The organism is Microbacterium sp. Z10_103, from assembly GCF_058310455.1.
This window is the reverse complement of the sequence record NZ_JBZEGK010000002.1, coordinates 23,324-38,823: the sequence shown is the minus strand read 5'-3', so window position 1 is coordinate 38,823 and position 15,500 is coordinate 23,324. Positions and strand designations below refer to the sequence as shown.

At 66.7% G+C, this 15,500-nt stretch carries 17 protein-coding genes; 11 read left to right on the top strand and 6 right to left on the bottom strand.

Going from position 1 to position 15,500, the window contains the following annotated elements; genetic code table 11:
• Positions 1-122: 122 nt before the first annotated feature.
• Positions 123-896 carry an SDR family NAD(P)-dependent oxidoreductase gene (locus AC4FS2_RS16955; protein WP_491154693.1) on the top strand — a complete coding sequence of 258 codons (774 nt, stop codon included), beginning with the start codon at positions 123-125 and terminating at the stop codon, positions 894-896.
• Positions 897-920: 24 nt separating this feature from the next.
• Here the strand turns inward: AC4FS2_RS16955 and AC4FS2_RS16950 are convergent, their stop codons facing one another.
• Positions 921-1,535, bottom strand: coding sequence for a hypothetical protein (locus AC4FS2_RS16950; protein WP_491154691.1), 615 nt, complete (start codon positions 1,533-1,535; stop codon positions 921-923).
• A gap of 235 nt (positions 1,536-1,770) precedes the next feature.
• Here AC4FS2_RS16950 and AC4FS2_RS16945 point away from each other — a divergent pair, with 235 nt between their 5' ends.
• Positions 1,771-2,178, top strand: a complete 408-nt coding sequence (locus AC4FS2_RS16945; RefSeq protein ID WP_491154689.1) for a RidA family protein — start codon at positions 1,771-1,773, stop codon at positions 2,176-2,178.
• Positions 2,179-2,526: 348 nt separating this feature from the next.
• Here AC4FS2_RS16945 and AC4FS2_RS16940 read toward each other — a convergent pair whose 3' ends face one another.
• The 3 genes from AC4FS2_RS16940 to AC4FS2_RS16930 form a co-directional block, all read right to left on the bottom strand.
• Positions 2,527-4,077: an alpha/beta hydrolase gene (locus AC4FS2_RS16940; protein ID WP_491154688.1), complete on the bottom strand. Its 1,551-nt coding sequence runs from the start codon at positions 4,075-4,077 to the stop codon at positions 2,527-2,529.
• A gap of 184 nt (positions 4,078-4,261) precedes the next feature.
• Positions 4,262-4,534, bottom strand: a complete 273-nt coding sequence (locus AC4FS2_RS16935) for a hypothetical protein (RefSeq protein ID WP_491154686.1) — start codon at positions 4,532-4,534, stop codon at positions 4,262-4,264.
• A gap of 65 nt (positions 4,535-4,599) precedes the next feature.
• Positions 4,600-5,328 (bottom strand): CPBP family intramembrane glutamic endopeptidase, encoded by a 729-nt coding sequence (locus tag AC4FS2_RS16930; protein ID WP_491154684.1) that lies wholly within the window; start codon positions 5,326-5,328, stop codon positions 4,600-4,602.
• A gap of 405 nt (positions 5,329-5,733) precedes the next feature.
• Here AC4FS2_RS16930 and AC4FS2_RS16925 point away from each other — a divergent pair, with 405 nt between their 5' ends.
• Entirely contained in the window at positions 5,734-6,312 is a 579-nt protein-coding gene (locus AC4FS2_RS16925) for a small multidrug efflux protein (RefSeq protein ID WP_491154682.1), read from the top strand.
• 478 nt (positions 6,313-6,790) lie between these two features.
• On the opposite strand, the gene AC4FS2_RS16920 is transcribed toward AC4FS2_RS16925, so the two are convergent.
• Entirely contained in the window at positions 6,791-7,360 is a 570-nt protein-coding gene (locus tag AC4FS2_RS16920; protein WP_491154680.1) for a TetR/AcrR family transcriptional regulator, read from the bottom strand.
• A gap of 95 nt (positions 7,361-7,455) precedes the next feature.
• On the opposite strand from AC4FS2_RS16920, the gene AC4FS2_RS16915 reads away from it, so the two are divergent.
• The 4 genes from AC4FS2_RS16915 to AC4FS2_RS16900 all read left to right on the top strand — a co-directional run bounded on the left by AC4FS2_RS16915 (position 7,456) and on the right by AC4FS2_RS16900 (position 11,543).
• Entirely contained in the window at positions 7,456-8,298 is an 843-nt protein-coding gene (locus tag AC4FS2_RS16915) for an alpha/beta fold hydrolase (protein ID WP_491154678.1), read from the top strand.
• A gap of 359 nt (positions 8,299-8,657) precedes the next feature.
• Positions 8,658-10,154, top strand: a complete 1,497-nt coding sequence (locus tag AC4FS2_RS16910) for a M81 family metallopeptidase (protein ID WP_491154676.1) — start codon at positions 8,658-8,660, stop codon at positions 10,152-10,154.
• Positions 10,155-10,164: 10 nt separating this feature from the next.
• The gene (locus AC4FS2_RS16905) at positions 10,165-10,374 is read left to right on the top strand and encodes a hypothetical protein (protein ID WP_491154674.1); all 210 of its coding nucleotides are present in this window, start codon (positions 10,165-10,167) and stop codon (positions 10,372-10,374) included.
• Complete coding sequence (locus AC4FS2_RS16900) at positions 10,371-11,543, top strand: MFS transporter (RefSeq protein ID WP_491154672.1); 1,173 nt, start codon at positions 10,371-10,373, stop codon at positions 11,541-11,543. The genes AC4FS2_RS16905 and AC4FS2_RS16900 overlap by 4 nt, the downstream gene beginning before the upstream one ends.
• A gap of 41 nt (positions 11,544-11,584) precedes the next feature.
• Here the strand turns inward: AC4FS2_RS16900 and AC4FS2_RS16895 are convergent, their stop codons facing one another.
• Positions 11,585-11,737, bottom strand: a complete 153-nt coding sequence (locus tag AC4FS2_RS16895) for a hypothetical protein (protein ID WP_491154671.1) — start codon at positions 11,735-11,737, stop codon at positions 11,585-11,587.
• A 283-nt stretch (positions 11,738-12,020) separates the two neighbouring features.
• On the opposite strand from AC4FS2_RS16895, the gene AC4FS2_RS16890 reads away from it, so the two are divergent.
• The 4 genes from AC4FS2_RS16890 to AC4FS2_RS16875 all read left to right on the top strand — a co-directional run bounded on the left by AC4FS2_RS16890 (position 12,021) and on the right by AC4FS2_RS16875 (position 15,446).
• Positions 12,021-13,040 (top strand): alcohol dehydrogenase catalytic domain-containing protein, encoded by a 1,020-nt coding sequence (locus AC4FS2_RS16890; protein WP_491154669.1) that lies wholly within the window; start codon positions 12,021-12,023, stop codon positions 13,038-13,040.
• Positions 13,041-13,056: 16 nt separating this feature from the next.
• A complete protein-coding gene (locus tag AC4FS2_RS16885) occupies positions 13,057-13,254 on the top strand; it encodes a hypothetical protein (RefSeq protein WP_491154668.1) in 198 nt (65 codons plus the stop codon).
• Positions 13,255-13,375: 121 nt separating this feature from the next.
• Complete coding sequence (locus AC4FS2_RS16880) at positions 13,376-14,212, top strand: alpha/beta fold hydrolase (RefSeq protein WP_491154666.1); 837 nt, start codon at positions 13,376-13,378, stop codon at positions 14,210-14,212.
• A 349-nt stretch (positions 14,213-14,561) separates the two neighbouring features.
• Positions 14,562-15,446: a helix-turn-helix transcriptional regulator gene (locus tag AC4FS2_RS16875; RefSeq protein WP_491154664.1), complete on the top strand. Its 885-nt coding sequence runs from the start codon at positions 14,562-14,564 to the stop codon at positions 15,444-15,446.
• The last annotated feature ends 54 nt before the right edge of the window (positions 15,447-15,500 follow it).

Below are 15,500 nucleotides of genomic sequence, written 5' to 3'. Positions count from 1 at the left end.
AGTGTCCCTGGCGGACTAGGTTGCGCATACCGGGCGCCGAGGGGTGGGCGGATTGGTTGACCTGGTCCCCAGCACAGGGTCTGTGCTTGGCAGACCATCAACCACAAGAACGAGGTCCTACCGTGACACTGTCCCGTCAGCGTGTTGTCATCATTACCGGCGCCGGCAGCGAGCACGGCATCGGCTTCGCCGCGGCCCGTCTTCTCGGCGTCGCAGGGATGCGCGTGGTCCTGACGTCGACGACCGACCGCATCTTCAACCGAATCGACGAGCTGCGAGCCTCTGGCGTCGAGGCGCAGGGAGTGGTCGCCGATCTCCGGCAGCAGGGCGGCGTCGATGCCGTGGTCGCGTGCGCGGAGAGTGCCTACGGCAGCGTCGAGGTGCTCATCAACAACGCCGGCATGACGTCGGTGTCCGGCTCAGAGGCACCCGGAGGGATCGACCGACTGTCCGCGCTGCACTGGCACGCGTCGTTGGAGCGCAACCTGACCACCTCGTTCCTGATGATCCGGGCAGTCGTCAAGGGGATGCGGTCGGCCGGCTACGGCCGGATCGTCAACGTTTCGTCGGTGTCCGGACCGGTCGCGGCGTATCCGGGAGACATCGCGTACCACGCGGCGAAGGCGGGAATCGTCGGGCTGACTCGCGCGGTGGCGATCGAGACGGCCTCCATCGGCATCACGGTGAATGCCGTCGCACCGGGATGGATCGACACGGCGTTAGCGTCCGATCACGAGCGCGCCATGGGCGCGGCGACGCCCGTCGGCCGCTCCGGCACTCCGGAGGAAGTCGCGCACGTGATCGCCTTCCTCGCGGGGGATGGAGCGTCCTACGTCACCGGCCAGTTGATCACTGTCGACGGCGCCAATTCCATCAGTGAAGAGCACGGTCGTTGAGACCACGACACGAGTCGCCACCGGTCAAGAACCCGCCTGACCGAGCGGATGGTCGTTCGCGGCCTTGTCGCTCGGGACCCCACCGCGTGCCGCGGAGGCAGCCGTCGGGACGTTGAGCCCCTTCGTTGCGTCGAATTGAGCCATGACCAGCGCTGCCGTGCTCGCAAACCCGCACGCGAGAATGACGAGCAAGGACGGTGCGAACTCGGCGGGTTCCGGCATCCAGCCGCCGAGCGCCCAAGGCAGGATGATGGCGACGAGAACTGCTGCTGTGGTCATCCACTCATTGACGACGAGTGTCCGCGACCTCCCGGACCCGTCGCGGACCACGAGGCGACGTCCGGTGTCGATGGTCATGAGTGTCAGGACGGCGCTGAGAACAGCGAATGCCATCGCCCCCCAGAGCGGCTCCATCGCCACCAGTATCAGAGGGACCAGCAAGGGGATCGAGTACGCGGCGAAGACCCACCGCATAGCCGATCGTTGGTAGATGTCTGCTGCTTCCGAACCGGCCAGCCGTCGATGCATGTCGGAGTCGATGTAGAAGAACACTCCGACGATGAACGTCCCCAGGAGGGTGGCGGATACTCCGGCCAAGCCCAGGAGGAATCCCTCGCCCACTCTGTTCAGGTCAGTCATCGCCGCCTCCGTCGGTTTCATCGCCACACGACCGTGAGCTAACACGGTGTTGTCACCACACGGTCAAGAGTGGGCCGCGAAGGATCAGCTGCTGCCCCGAAGTTCGCCGTGAGCCGTGACGACCTTGACTCTGTGGCGACGACAGGGTCTTTACTCCGAGCGCGAGGTGCGCTTTCGGGCGGGTCCCCTCGTGCGCCTCACCTCGTGCCTCGTCCTACGACGAAAGGAATGTCCGATGACCGTCCGCCTCATTCACCCCGAAGGGTTGCTGCAGCAAGAGGATTACGCTCCTGTCGCTGTCGCGACCGGAACCCGCATCGTGCTTCTCGCCGGACAGGCATCGGTGACGGCGTCTGGGGAGGTCACCTTCGCAGACCTCGCCGGGCAGATCCACGTTGCCCTGCAGAACGTCGTCACCGGCGTGAAAGGTGCGGGAGGAGACGCCAGCGACATCGCGCGACTCACGATCTACGTCGTCGGCTGGTCGCAGGAGATGGCGACAGGCCTTCTAGAGGGCACCGCCCGAGCCCAGACCTCGGATGGGCTCAGCACTCCCCTGCCACCGATCACGGTGATCGGCGTGCAGGCGCTGTGGACTCCGGAGCTGCTGGTCGAGATCGAAGCCACGGCCGTCCTAGCCTGAGCCGACGCGGCCGTGCCGCTGGGCTCTCGCCGTTCGCCGTGGCTGCAGAGAGAAGCCGGCGAGCGCCGCGCGGTCGGGGGATCCGGATGGTGCGTCCACCGGCGCGGCGGGCACACATCCCGATGACAGAACCGCGGCGGCTGCGCCGGCTGCAACCATCGAGACGGCGCTCGCCCCACGTCCTGGCCGCCGCGGCTCCCTTACCGTCATCGTCTTGGCCCTCGGGTGGTCGTCGTCATCGTGCATGACGCTCCGTGCACACCGTGTGGCACCCACCGGGTCAAGGCCGCACTCACCGAAGCCGGCTCACTGAGACAGCGTCACTGAGACAGCGTCACTGAGACAGCGTCACTGAGACAGCGTCACTGAGACAGCCTCCAGTGCACAGCGCGCTCCCTCTTCCGGCAGCTCGAGGTCGATGAGGTAGCCGGCCACAACCCCGTCAACGCACTCGTTGCGCGAGGCGAACGATCCGTGCTGGTTTCCGTCGACCGTCAGTAACCGCGCGCCGAGGGTCTCGGCCAGGCTGATGCCGCCCTCGTGAGGCGTCACGGGATCGCCCGTCACCGAGGTCACGAGCACCTCAGGAAGCCCCTCGATGCCGGTGGCATAGGGGAAACCAAGTGTCGGCTCGGACGGCCAGAACTCGCACCCGTCCTGCGTAGGAGGCTCGGTGCCTGGATCGAGGAACGGCACCGCGTCGTTGAGATCATTGCCCAGAGCGGCCATCTCCTCCGCCGTGAGCCGTTCCTCGTCGATGCAATTGATGGCGAAGGTAGCTTCGTAATCGTTGGCGTACTCTCCGGTCTCGGACCGGCCGTAGTAGGCGTCACGAAGCGCAAGAATCGTGTCGGGTCGCCCCGCTTGCAGCTCCGACAGCCCGGCGATGATGGCGGGCCAGGTGGCTTCCGCGTACAGGCCGGAGATGATGCCTTCGCCCGCGGCGAGGAAGCCGACATTCCGGCCGTCAGCGGCCACCAGCGGCTCGTCCGCGAGCGGTTGGAGAAGCTCCTGCGCTGCGGAGGTCGCATGTGCGGGGTCGCTTCCCAGGGGGCACGACCCCTGCATCGCGCAGAAGTCGGCGAAGCGCTGGAACGAGGCCTGTAGTCCCTCACTGAGCTGGATCCGGCGATCCCGGGTGTTCTTGCGCGGGTCTACCGCGCCGTCGAGGACGAGGGCGCGAACGTTGTCGGGGAACATCTCGGCATACACCGATCCGAGCCGCGTGCCGTAGCTTGCACCCGCGTAGGTGAGCTTGTCGTCGCCGAGCGCTGAGCGGAGCACGTCCATATCGCGTGCGACATCACGGGTGCCAAGGTGCGCGAGCATCTCTTCTCCACCAGATCCCGCAGCACACTTCTCGACGATGGCGCGCGCCGACTGCTCGCTCCACGCACCGAGAGCCGCGAGAGGTTCGTCGGCGTCGCGTTCTTCGTCCGTATAACAGTCGACCGCGGGGTCGGTCAGCCCGACTCCGCGCGGGTCGAATCCGACGATGTCGAAACGTTCCGGGATGGGGCCACCCGTCCACAGGGCGGCGATAAGCGGTGCGAACGTCGTCGCCTGGACGCCCGGGCCGCCCGGATTCAGCACGACAGACCCGATACGGTCGTCGCCGGTGGCGGCGTTGCGGGTTACCGCGATGTCGATGGTTTCGCCGTCAGGCTTCTCATAATCGATCGGCACCTCAAGCGTGGCGCACTCGGTTTCCTCTGCCACCGCGATGATCTCGGGAACAGGCGGTTGCGAGCTCACGATGGTCGGGTCGCACGCCCCGAATTCGAGATCCTGATCCATGAATTGTTCCAGCCCGACGGTGCTCGCGCTCTCCCCGTCGTCTGGTGACGCACCACTGCAGCCCGCGACCAGCAGCAGGGACGCGGCGGCGACGGTCGCCACCCCCGCCCCTATCCATCGCGTTTTCCCGTGATCTTTCCATCGCGTAAGCATGTGGTTCTCCTCGCCGATCGTTCGCGCTCTGCTTCTGCGAGCGCATTGACCTCGATCACAACCCATGTGCCCGGAACAGGGTCAACCGGCGTCCGGCGGGACGTCGGCACGCTGTTGGAGTCGTTCGGTGTGGTCAGTCGGTACGAGAAGTCGATGATCTGCCGAGCCGCGACCAGGCCTGGACGCCCATCAGAACGATGCATCCGATGAGCGCGCCCAATACGACCGCCTGGGTGAGCCGGCTCGGTTCCAGAATTCGTGCGACCGTGAGAAGCGCGACAACGAACGCCCCGACGCTCAGCACGATGTAGAGGCGATTCTGCACCCGCACAGAGCGAGATGGATTCACCTTCGCGGTGCGCGAGTCTACGAACAAAGCGATCATGAGAACCGGAACGATCTGCACGGTTGCCTCGTATAAGCCCATGGTTCTTCTTCGTCCTGTCATCCCGAACGTCGACGGGGCTGAGGTCAGCCGGCCGACCCGAGCCCGAGGATCAGCACGAACAGGGGGAGGGCGAGGTTGTTCACAACGTGGACGACGACAGCCGGCCAGATCGATCCGGAACGTCGGGCGATCTCCGCCGCGATGATGCCGACCACCAGCGCGGTGGGGAGCGCCAGGTTGATCCCGTGGAACAGGGCGAAGATGACAGAGCTTCCCAGCACGGCCACCACCGCCCCATACCGCAGGAGACCTCGCATGACGACACCGCGGAACAGCAGTTCCTCTCCGAAGGGCACGAGGAACGCGAGGCACGCAAAGGTCACGATCAGTGCGAGGGTCCCTCCGTTGCCGGCCACCTGGAAGGGAGCCTGCGCGTCCTCATCGAAGCCGGTGAGCGCGATGATCGCCGCGTTGACGACACCTTTCAGGAGTAATGCCACGACTCCGGCGCCCAACCCGATGAGGAGCCATCGCCAGGTGGTGCGTCGTACTCCGAACGCAGACAGCGAACGGATGCGGATCGCGAGCGCTGCACCGAAGCCCACGAAGCCGACGCCCGCCGACCACGCAGCCAAGGTCAGCCCGTAGGCGACCGGTTCAGTGGGAAGGACCGGGGCCAATAGCACGAGCGCTGCTATCGCCGCGGCCGCGGCGCCGAGACCCGCGAGGATCTCCGGCCAGCCGGGCAGCCGGTCCACTTCGGCCTTCACGGTCGGTGGGGTCGGTGGCATCTGATGCGGAAGGTTCGTCACTATGGTCTCCTCGAATCTGAGTGCTGTCAGTGGAACCCTTGTGCCCGGGACAGGGTCAAATTGGCCCCGCGACCCGTTCAAGGCGTGGCAGGACCGTCGCCGCGATCACCGCGTTCATGACGACTGCGTTCATCGTGCGAGTCACCGCACTCGAGGCAGCGAAGGCCCCCCAGTCGCCGCGGGAGAGTGCCGAGCCATTGCGGTCGAATCCTCTCGTCGCTGCGCTGAATTCTCTGGGACTCGCCCATTCAAGACCGTGTCTTCGGAACAGGGTCAAGCGAGGAGGCGCTCGAATGCGATTCGCCGGCCCTCGCTTGACCCTGTCGCCGGAACACGGCCTTCACTGAGGTGATCACGCGGCGAATCCCTGCCGCACGCCGCCATCCAGATCAGAAGAGACGAGTTATGGACCATCCGTACCCCTGGCTGCAGGACTTCATCAACCAGGTTCCCGACGTCCTCCAGCCCCTGATGGTCGCGGCCGTTGCCGCCATCCCCTACATCGAGGGTGAGGGAGCGGCCGCGTTCGGAATCATCGCGGGCATCAACCCGATCGTCGCCGCCCTTGCTGCCATCGTGGGAAACGTCCTGTGCGTCGTCGCCGTGGTTCTCCTGGGTTCGCGCATCCGCGGCGGTGTCATTGCCCGTCGCTCCGTGAGAGCAGAGTCGCTTACGCCCGCCGCCGTAGGTGACGGATCGGGTCTAGCGACCTCCTCGACGGGGGGCGGGTCGAGCGGTGATGCGAACTCGGATCGCCCATCGAAAGGCCGAGCGAAGCTGGGGCGGTGGCTGGTCAGGTTCGGCGTACCGGGTGCCAGTCTTCTCGCACCTCTCGCGTTGCCGACCATGCTGACCGCCGCATTCTTCATCGCGTCAGGTGTCCGTAAGGAGTGGGTGATTCTCTGGCAGATCGTGGCGATCGTCCTATGGACGGGATCCGTCGCGGTCGTTGCCTCGGGGATCCTTGCCCTGCTCGGTTGGTGAGGGGCGGACAGGCATCGTGAGGTCGCCTGAAACCCGCATCCCCGTCCGGTCGCTTCCTGCAGCCACTCCTTGCGCCTCGACCGAGGAGGGCTTGCCCGGCGGGCGTGTCCCTGGCGCAGTTCTCGAATCCATGGGGGTGCCCGCTCGACAACCTCGGTCGTCACCGGGATGCCCCCAGCCGGAGGGCCTCGGCGTAGGTGCGGTCTTCCTGGGCGAACAGCTCGATGTCAACCCACGTGATGAATGCCGAAGAGCAGGCCACCGCCGTGGACCCACAGAGGGCTCGCGCCGCTGCGCTCGCCTTGCCTCGTTCGGCCGCGTGGGAAGCTGGGAAAAACCGCTCGAGCATATCCGCCTCGCCTTCCGAGAGATGCTCGGCGGAAGATCGCATCCGCCACGCCCGTCCTCGGTCGGGCTTCGAGCGGCCGGTAAGTTCCGCGCTTGAATCGGTGAGGGCTAGCGCTCCCGTGCCGGCGCATCACTCCTGGGAAGCGGGACCGAGAGCGGCGCGGATGAGGACCTCCGCGGCGGCTCGCGCCTCTCCTGCGGCGGCGGGATCGCCTGCAATGGCGGCCGTGGTCTGCGCCCCTTCGGCGAGGATCGCCAATTGCGCTCCGAGGGCAGGGGAGCCGCCGGCTTCCTTGACGAGTTCGGCGACGCGGCGCTGGAAGGAAGCCTTGTGTTCGCGGACGGCGGCGGCGACGTTCTCGTCCTGCCCGCCGAGTTCGCCGAACGCGTTGATGAAGCCACACCCGCGGAAGTCGCCGGTGTGAAACCACGTGAGGAGGTAGTCGTAGATCGCGAGAAGACGCGCGACGGCATCCGCCTCGCGCGCGAGGTGCTCATCGAGCTCTCGCTCCCAGCGCTCATGCTTGCGCGCGAGCACCGCGAGCACGATGTCACTCTTGGAGGGGAACAGGCTGTACAGCCGGCGCAGGGACACCCCCGCGTTCTGACGCAACTCGTCCATCCCGACCGCCGCGAAACCTTTGGCGTAATACAGGCGTTCGGCGGTGTCGATGATCTTCTCCGCGATGTCGTCCGTCATATCTGCCAGTGTACTTGACGCGAGAACGATCGTTCTCTACGGTGGATCCACGAGCTGAGAACGATCGTTCTCGCAGTCGAAGGAGAGAGAACACCATGGCAACCATCACTGTCGGCACCGAGAACAGTGCCCCCATCGAGATCGCCTACACCGACCGCGGTGCCGGCCAGCCCGTGGTCCTCATTCACGGCTACCCGCTGGACGGATCCAGCTGGGAGCGCCAGGAGCGCGAGATCCTCGCCGCGGGCTACCGGGTCATTACGTACGACCGTCGCGGTTTCGGTGACTCGAGCAAGGTCGGAAGCGGCTACGACTACGACACGTTCGCCAGTGACCTGAACGCCCTGCTGACCACTCTCGATCTTCACGACGTGATCCTGGTCGGATTCTCGATGGGTACCGGTGAGCTCGCGCGCTACGTCGGTCGGTACGGGCACGAGCGCGTGGCGAAGCTCGCGTTCCTCGCCTCGCTCGAGCCGTTCCTCGTGCAGACCGACGACAACCCCACGGGTGTGCCGCGGGAGGTGTTCGACGGCATCATTGCAACCGCCAAAGCTGACCGCTTCGCGTGGTACACGCAGTTCTACAGCGACTTCTACAACCTCGATGAGAACCTCGGCTCGCGGATCAGCTCTGAGGTCGTGACCGCCAGCTGGAACACTGCCACCCGCTCGGCCCCCGTCGCAGCCTATGCGGTCGTGCCCAGCTGGATCGAGGACTTCCGCGCCGACGTCGCCGCCGTGCGGGCCTCGGGAAAGCCGGTGCTGATCATGCACGGCACGGCAGATCGCACGCTTCCCATCGACGCCACCGCTCGCCCCTTCCACGAGCTTCTTCCCGACGCGGAGTATGTCGAGATCGACGGCGCGCCGCACGGGATGCTGTGGACCCACGCCGACGAGGTCAACGCCACGCTCCTGCCCTTCATTCGGACCTGAGGTCGCTGCGAGGCGGCAAATTCCCCCGTCGCCCGCCAGAGGAAACCCCCGTTGTTGCGGGGGTTTTCTGTATCTGTGGCGTCGCTCGGGTTCGTCATCGGGCAGGTGTGTGGGCGCCTTACTGCACAGGGACGAAATCTGCGATGGCACGGCCATGCGCTCCCCCGCCCGTTGCGGTCGTCGACGGCGAGTCGACGGAGCCGCCCGCGGTCGTCTGACACTCCTTCTGCTGCCGGAGACCGCGTCGCGTTCGTTGTGCAACCGAGCCCGTGACACGCGGACGAAACCTACGTATGGTGTAGTGGTGCGCAACGTAGCGCAATAAGAGCGCAATCCTCACCCTCACCCCAGGAGGTCGTATGCGCATCGCCATCGCGGGCTTCGGCACCGAGTCCAGCATGTTCTCCCAGCACGTGACGGATCTCGACTACTTCGAGATCCAGCGCGATGAGGAACTGCTAGCGCGCTACGACCTCGCCCGCATCCTGGGCGACGTAGATGACGAGATCGAGTGGATTCCGACGGTGCGCTCGCAAGGCGCCGCGGGCGGCCCCGTCGTCCCAGAAGCCTTCGACACGCTCGTCGAGGAGATCGTCGAGCGTCTGACAGAAGCCGGACCGATCGACGGCCTTTACATCGATCTGCATGGCGCCGCCTACGTGGACGGACGCCTGCGCGCCGAAGAGTATCTGCTGCGACGCATCCGTGCCGTCGTCGGCGACGACACCGTCATCTCGATGTCGATGGACCCCCACGGCAACTTCAGCGAAGAGCTCGCGTCCCTGGTCGATCTCGCGACGGCGCACCGTCACTCGCCGCACATCGACAACCAGATCACGCGGGAGCGCGCGATCATCAATCTCGTCCGTGTCCTCCAGGACGGCCGCAAGCCCCTCAAGGCGTGGGTGCGCGTGCCCCTGCTCCTTCCTGGTGAGCGCACGAGCACGACGGTGGAACCGGGGGCATCCGTTTACGGTGCGGCGCAGCCTGCTAGCGAACGCCCCGGAATCGTCGACACATCGATGTGGGTCGGTTTCGCGTGGGCGGATGAAGACCGCAACGCCGCCGCCGTCATGGTGACGGGATACGACGAAGATGCGGTTGTCGCCACGGCTCGCGAACTCGCCGATATCTACTGGGCCGCGCGCGACGATTTCCGCATCGTGATCGAGGACTCCGGCACGTGGGATCAGGCGCTGGACTTCGTACGCGGCGGCGCGCCGAGCCAGATCTGGATCTCGGATGCCGGCGACAACGTGACCGCTGGCGGTTCGGGCGACATCACCTACGCGCTGACGCAGACGCTCGCCGACGAGGACATTCTGGCGAGCGGCAAGAAGTTCCTCTTCGCCGGGATCGTCGACCCCGAGGCGGTCGCAGAGGCCGTCGAGGTCGGTGTCGGCGGCATCCTGAACCGCAGGATCGGCGCGCGCACCGACGACCGCTTCGCGCCTGCCGCGCCGGGTCCGTGGACCGTCGTCGAGCTCGTCGACGGCATCTTCGGCGAGGGCGTCGTCGCCGCGGTCGTCGACAACGGGAAGGTCCACGTCGCGCTGCACATCAGCCGCATCAAATTCACGTCGCTTGAGGACCCCACGAACATCCATCGCCGCGGACAGGTGTGGCACGACTTGAGCGCGTACGACGTGGTCGTCGTCAAGAACGGCTACATGTTCCCCGGCCAGGCGGCGCTCGCGGCGAGCACCTTCATGGCCTTCACCCCCGGCGGAACCGAGCTCGACTTCTCGCAGCTCGAGTTCACGCGGGTGTGGCGTCCGATCTATCCGCTCGACACGGGATTCCACCCCGACCTCGAGCCTGTGCTCGTGCCGGTCGTCGGCTCGATCGAGAACTGAGGAGCGCGCAGTGCGCATCGCCATCGCCGGATCGGGATACCTCTTCGCGGGGCAGATCGACGAGGCCGGTAGCGCCTTCATGGGGATGACACCGGGCGACACCGACGTCAACTTCGCACGCCTCGACGACACCAGGAGATGGCGTCCGATCTTCCGACTCGACGACGGTCTCACCCCACTCCCGTTGCCCCACCGCGACACCATGGCCATGGCCTGGTGATCCTTCGCGGCACGGGACGCGCGGCAGTTGTCCTCGGTGCGGGTACGACGATCGCGGGCGGACTCCCCGTCTTCCTCATCGGCGCGCTGTTCGTGCAGTTGCAGTCCGACATCCACGCGCCTGCATGGGCGTTGGGCGTCGCGGTCGCAGCGTTCTGGGCGGTCGCGGCTGCCGTCTCGATGGCGTCGGGTCGCATCATCTCGGCGATCGGAACGCGCGCAGCGACACTCGTGACACTCGGTGGCGCCACCGCGAGCCTCCTCGGCAGCGCGCTGCTCGTGGCCGACTGGCACTGGCTCGTCGCCTGGGCGATGCTCGGCGGCGCGGCGAACGGCTTGGGGCACCCCGCGAGCAACGCGCTCATCGGGTCGTACGTCGCGCCGGGCCGCATGGCCACAGCGCTCGGCGTCAAACAGGCCGCCGTGCCGTTCGCGGCGTTCCTCGCTGGCCTCACGGTTCCACTCATCGCGCTCGCCGCCGGCTGGCCCTGGGCGTACGTGGCGGCGGCGCTCGTCGTCGTCCTGCTCATAGTGGTCTTCCTCGCGTGGGCGCCGTCGCGACAGGCGCCCGGAATGCGTCGCCGCGCGCACGAGCGGCTCCCTGCATCCCTCCTGCGCACCCTCCTTTTCTTGGCGTCCGCGACGACTCTGGGCGCCGCGGCCGCCGGCGCCGTCTCTGCGTACTCGGTCACGGCCGCGATCGATCGCGGGATCACGGATGCCGCGGCTGGCGTCCTGCTGAGTGTCGGGTCGCTCCTCGGAGCGGCCTGCCGCATCGTCGTGGGAATCCTCGCGGATCGGGTCGGGGGGCGCATCGCTCTGCCGGTCGCGTCGGCGCTGCTCGGCGCCGGTGCTGTCGGCGCGATCCTGCTCGTCTTCCCGAACCCCGTCGTCTTCGCGATCGGCATCGTCCTCGCGCTGGGGCCCGGATGGGGCTGGACGGGACTCACACATTATGTCGTCGCCCGCATCGCGGGGCCGGCGACGCCGAGCGCGACCGGAATCGTCCAGACGGGATCGTATCTCGGCAGCGGCGGGGGTCCGCTCGTCTTCGGCATCGTCTACGCCAGTCTCGACGGCGCTCCTCTCGCGTGGCTCGCCATCGCGGTCATCGCGGTCATCGCGGCAGCGATCGCCTGGACACTCTCGCGTCGCCTTGCCGACGTGTGATCCCCGTCAGAGCGGTCGAGGAGTCCGCGCCCGAGTACCGTTCACGGGGGTCGTCGGGCTACCGGTGTCGGGACGACCCTCGTCATGTACTGGCGCGTGCCCGGGGAGACGACCGCGCGCAGGCCGGGGCCGCGGTACTTCTTCTTATATGCGGGGTCGACGGCATTCAGCGTGGCCTTGCCATCGATGAACACGGCCCGGTGAGTGCGCTGGGCACGCCGGTACAATTTCGACGCTTCGCCTAGTCCGTTGCGGGTGTATCCGATCCCGTCGACGACGACCGCCCACGACGGACGAGCATGGGTGGCCCGCTGAGTCCTATGCAGTCCGTCCGGCGAGGGGCCGGGTGGCTCACCTGGTCCGCGGCGTCCTCGGTTGGCGCGTGCTAGGTCGAACTGGGCTCGTTATGGCCCGTGCCGGCGCCCTTCCGGCTGTTGGACTTGCGCCGTGAGTTCAACACAACCGGAAGGATGAGCGATGGTTACTCAAATGCAGTCTGTGGTGGTCGCCGAGGTCGATGCGCCCTGGGAGCTACAGGATAGGGACCGGCCGGAGGCAGGTCCGAACCAGGTGCTCGTGCGCGTTCACGCCTGTGCGATCTGTGGCACCGACGTGTGGATGGCGAACGGCACTCTGTCGTTCCGTGAGTTCCCCCTGGTGCTCGGACACGAAGGCGTCGGTGAAGTCGTTGCCGTCGGTGCGGGCGTCACGCAGCGCAAGATCGGCGATCGTGTCGGCATGCCGATGATCCAGAAGCGGTGTGGCAAGTGCGAGTTCTGCAAGGAGCAGCACCCGAACAGCTTCGTCACGGCAGCGAACTGCGCCAACCCCATCCTCACGGGTGTCAACGTGGACGGCGCCCACGCCGAGTACATCGCGGCCGATGTCGACGGAACGGTCCTCCTTCCCGACGGCGTGTCCTACGAACTCGCCGCGCCGACGCTCTGCGCCGGATTCACGGTCTGGGCGGCTATCCGCCGCGCCGAAACGAAGCCTTCCGGCCGGATTGCGGTTGTCGGCATCGGTGGTCTCGGCCACCTCGCGATCCAGTACGCCAAGGCCGCGGGCTATCACGTGACGGCCGTGACGCACAGCCCGGACAAGGCCGATCTCGCCCGCGAGCTCGGTGCCGACGAGGTCGTCTCCGACGGCGCTGGGCTGAAGGCGGCCGGTGGCGCCGACCTGATCATGCACACCAGCAGCAACCACGCCTCCGTCGCGAGCGCGATCGAGGGACTGCGCCCCTGGGGCAAGGTCGTCATGATGGGGATCGCCACCGACGAGTTCAGCCTCCCGGCATTGCCGCTGGTCTCCAACAGCTACCAGATCATCGGCTCAGCCCACAACGGCTACGAGTACCTCGTCGAGGCGCTCGACTTCGTCGCCCGCGGCGAAGTGACCCCGATGATCGAGCTGTTCCCCAAGGAGCGCGTCGCGGAAGCGTACGACAAGGTCGTCAGCGGCGACATCCGGTTCAAGGCCGTGGTCACCTACTAGATCGCCATTCGTCAGGATGGATGGCCCGCCCTTCCTGGCCCCGCACTCCGCCATTTCAAAGGCTCGAACGGCTGCATCCCTGGAATCGGCGATCGGAGCGTTGCCGCCGCAGCTCGGCCTCGACCTCGCTCTCGCCACGGGCGCTCGGTCCATCAATCTGGACGGCGGACTGCCCATCATCGTCCGGGAAACCTCATCGGCGCCGTCGGTGTGAGCTCCGGTACTCCCGATCAGGACGTCGTGGTCGCCGATGCTGCCCGCGATGTCCTGCTCGACGTATTGCACTAGCCCGGGATGCACCCTGCGTCTCGGCACCCGAGAAAGGAAACCCCATCATGTCAAAGCTCCAGGTCGGTCGTCAGAACTCCACTGACATCGAGATCCACTACGAAGACCAAGGCGACGGTCAGCCGGTCGTCCTCATCCACGGGTACCCGCTGGACGGCACGAGCTGGGAGAAGCAGACTGCCGTCCTCCTCGACCGCGGCTACCGCGTGATCACGTACGATCGCCGCGGCTTCGGCGACTCCTCCAAGCCTGCCGGCGGCTACAACTACGACACGTTCGCGGCGGACTTGGATGTGCTGCTCACCCACCTCGACCTGCAGGACGTCATCCTGGTGGGGTTCTCCATGGGTACCGGCGAGCTCGCACGATACGTCTCGAAATACGGGGCCGGGCGCGTGTCCAAGCTGGCGTTCCTCGCATCACTGCAACCGTTCCTGGTTCAGGCCGACGGCAACCCGACCGGCGTTCCCCAGGAGGTGTTCGACGGCATCATTGCGACGGCGCGTGCAGATCGCTACGCATGGTTCACCCAGTTCTTGGCCAACTTCTACAACCTCGATGAGACGCCCCCGATCTCCGAGGAAGTCGTGCGCGCCAACTGGAACACCGCCACCCGGAGCGCGCCCGTCGCGGCCCACGCGGTCGTTCCCGCCTGGATCGAGGACTTCCGTGGCGACATCCGGGCAGTTCGGGAGACCGGCAAGCCCATCCTCATCCTCCACGGAACCGGGGACCGGATTCTGCCGATCGACGCGACCGGGCGTCCGTTCGCGGCTCTGGTCCCCGAGGCGCGATACGTGGAGCTGGATGGTGCTCCGCACGGCCTGCTCTGGACGCACGCCGACCAGGTGAACGCCGCCCTGCTGGAGTTCGTGTCCGCATGACCACCGGTGGCGCTCCGCGGACCGCGGGGCGCCACCGGTTCTGCTTTCCCGCGCTCGATGGAGGCGGATGGCTCCCGCCCCGCAAGAAGTGCGCGACGACCTCGGAGATCAACTCCCGTACGTGTGGCCGCCACGCCCACTCACCCAGTACCGACCCGACGCGATGACGATGCCAGAGGCCGGGACTGGCTCCGCGGCGCCTCTCGTACGACCAATCGACACCAATGCCGGGCAACGGATGCTTTGACAACCTCCGTTCTGGCGCTACCATGTAGCCAATCCGGACCATGTAAATTATTGGGTGCAATTGGTGTAGTGGAGGATTCCTCGGCGTGTGGGGACGGCGCAGATGTCGGAGCTGAACACAGAACTCGCGGATTTCCTGCGGCGCGCGCGGAACAGTGCGGATCGCGGACGTGCCGGCCTCCCCACGGACGGCCGGATCAGGCGCGTACCGGGGTTGCGCCGCGAGGAAGTCGCCATGCTGGCCGGCCTGTCGACGGACTACTACACCCGGCTGGAACAGGGACGCCGCATTAGTCCGTCCGGGGCTGTGCTCGATGCGATTGCTCGTGCTCTGGACTTCAGCGAAGCCCAGAGAGCCCATCTCGGGCATCTCGTGAGTGCGTCAACACGGGTCCGTCCTTCCGCCCCTCCCACCCGTGCGCAGCGGGTCAGGCCGGGGCTTCATCAGTTGCTCGAGGCGCTGACGGGCGAGCCGGCGCTCATCCTCGGCCGCCACACCGACATCCTGGCGACCAACCGCCTCGCGCGACTGCTGTTCGCCGACTTCGACCGGCTGCGGCCGCGAGACAGGAACTTCGCCCGGTGGGTCTTCCTCGCCGACCAAGCGCGAGACCTTTTCCTCGACTGGGAGGTGCAGGCCCGAGTCACTGCGGAGACGCTGCGGCTCGACTTCGGCCGGTACCCCGACGACCCCAGGGCGCACGAGCTGATACGAGAACTGAAAGACCACAGCGTGGACTTCCCCCGATGGTGGACCGAGCATCGAGTGACCCGGCCGACCTTCGGGTCGCTGCGCCTCCAGCATCCGATGGTCGGTGAACTCTCCATCAACTACGAAACGCTCTTGCCACCGGGCGATGCCGAGCAGATGCTCTTCATCTTCACCGCCGAGGCCGGTACGCCGTCGCGCGACGCCCTATCCGCTCTCGCGAGATCGGCCTACTACCCGGCCTCCGAGCGGTCGGCAGCGTCCGTGCATCGCGAGTAACCCTCTGCCGAGGCCCCGGCCCACGGAGAGGAAGCCTCCACCTCCGGGAAACCG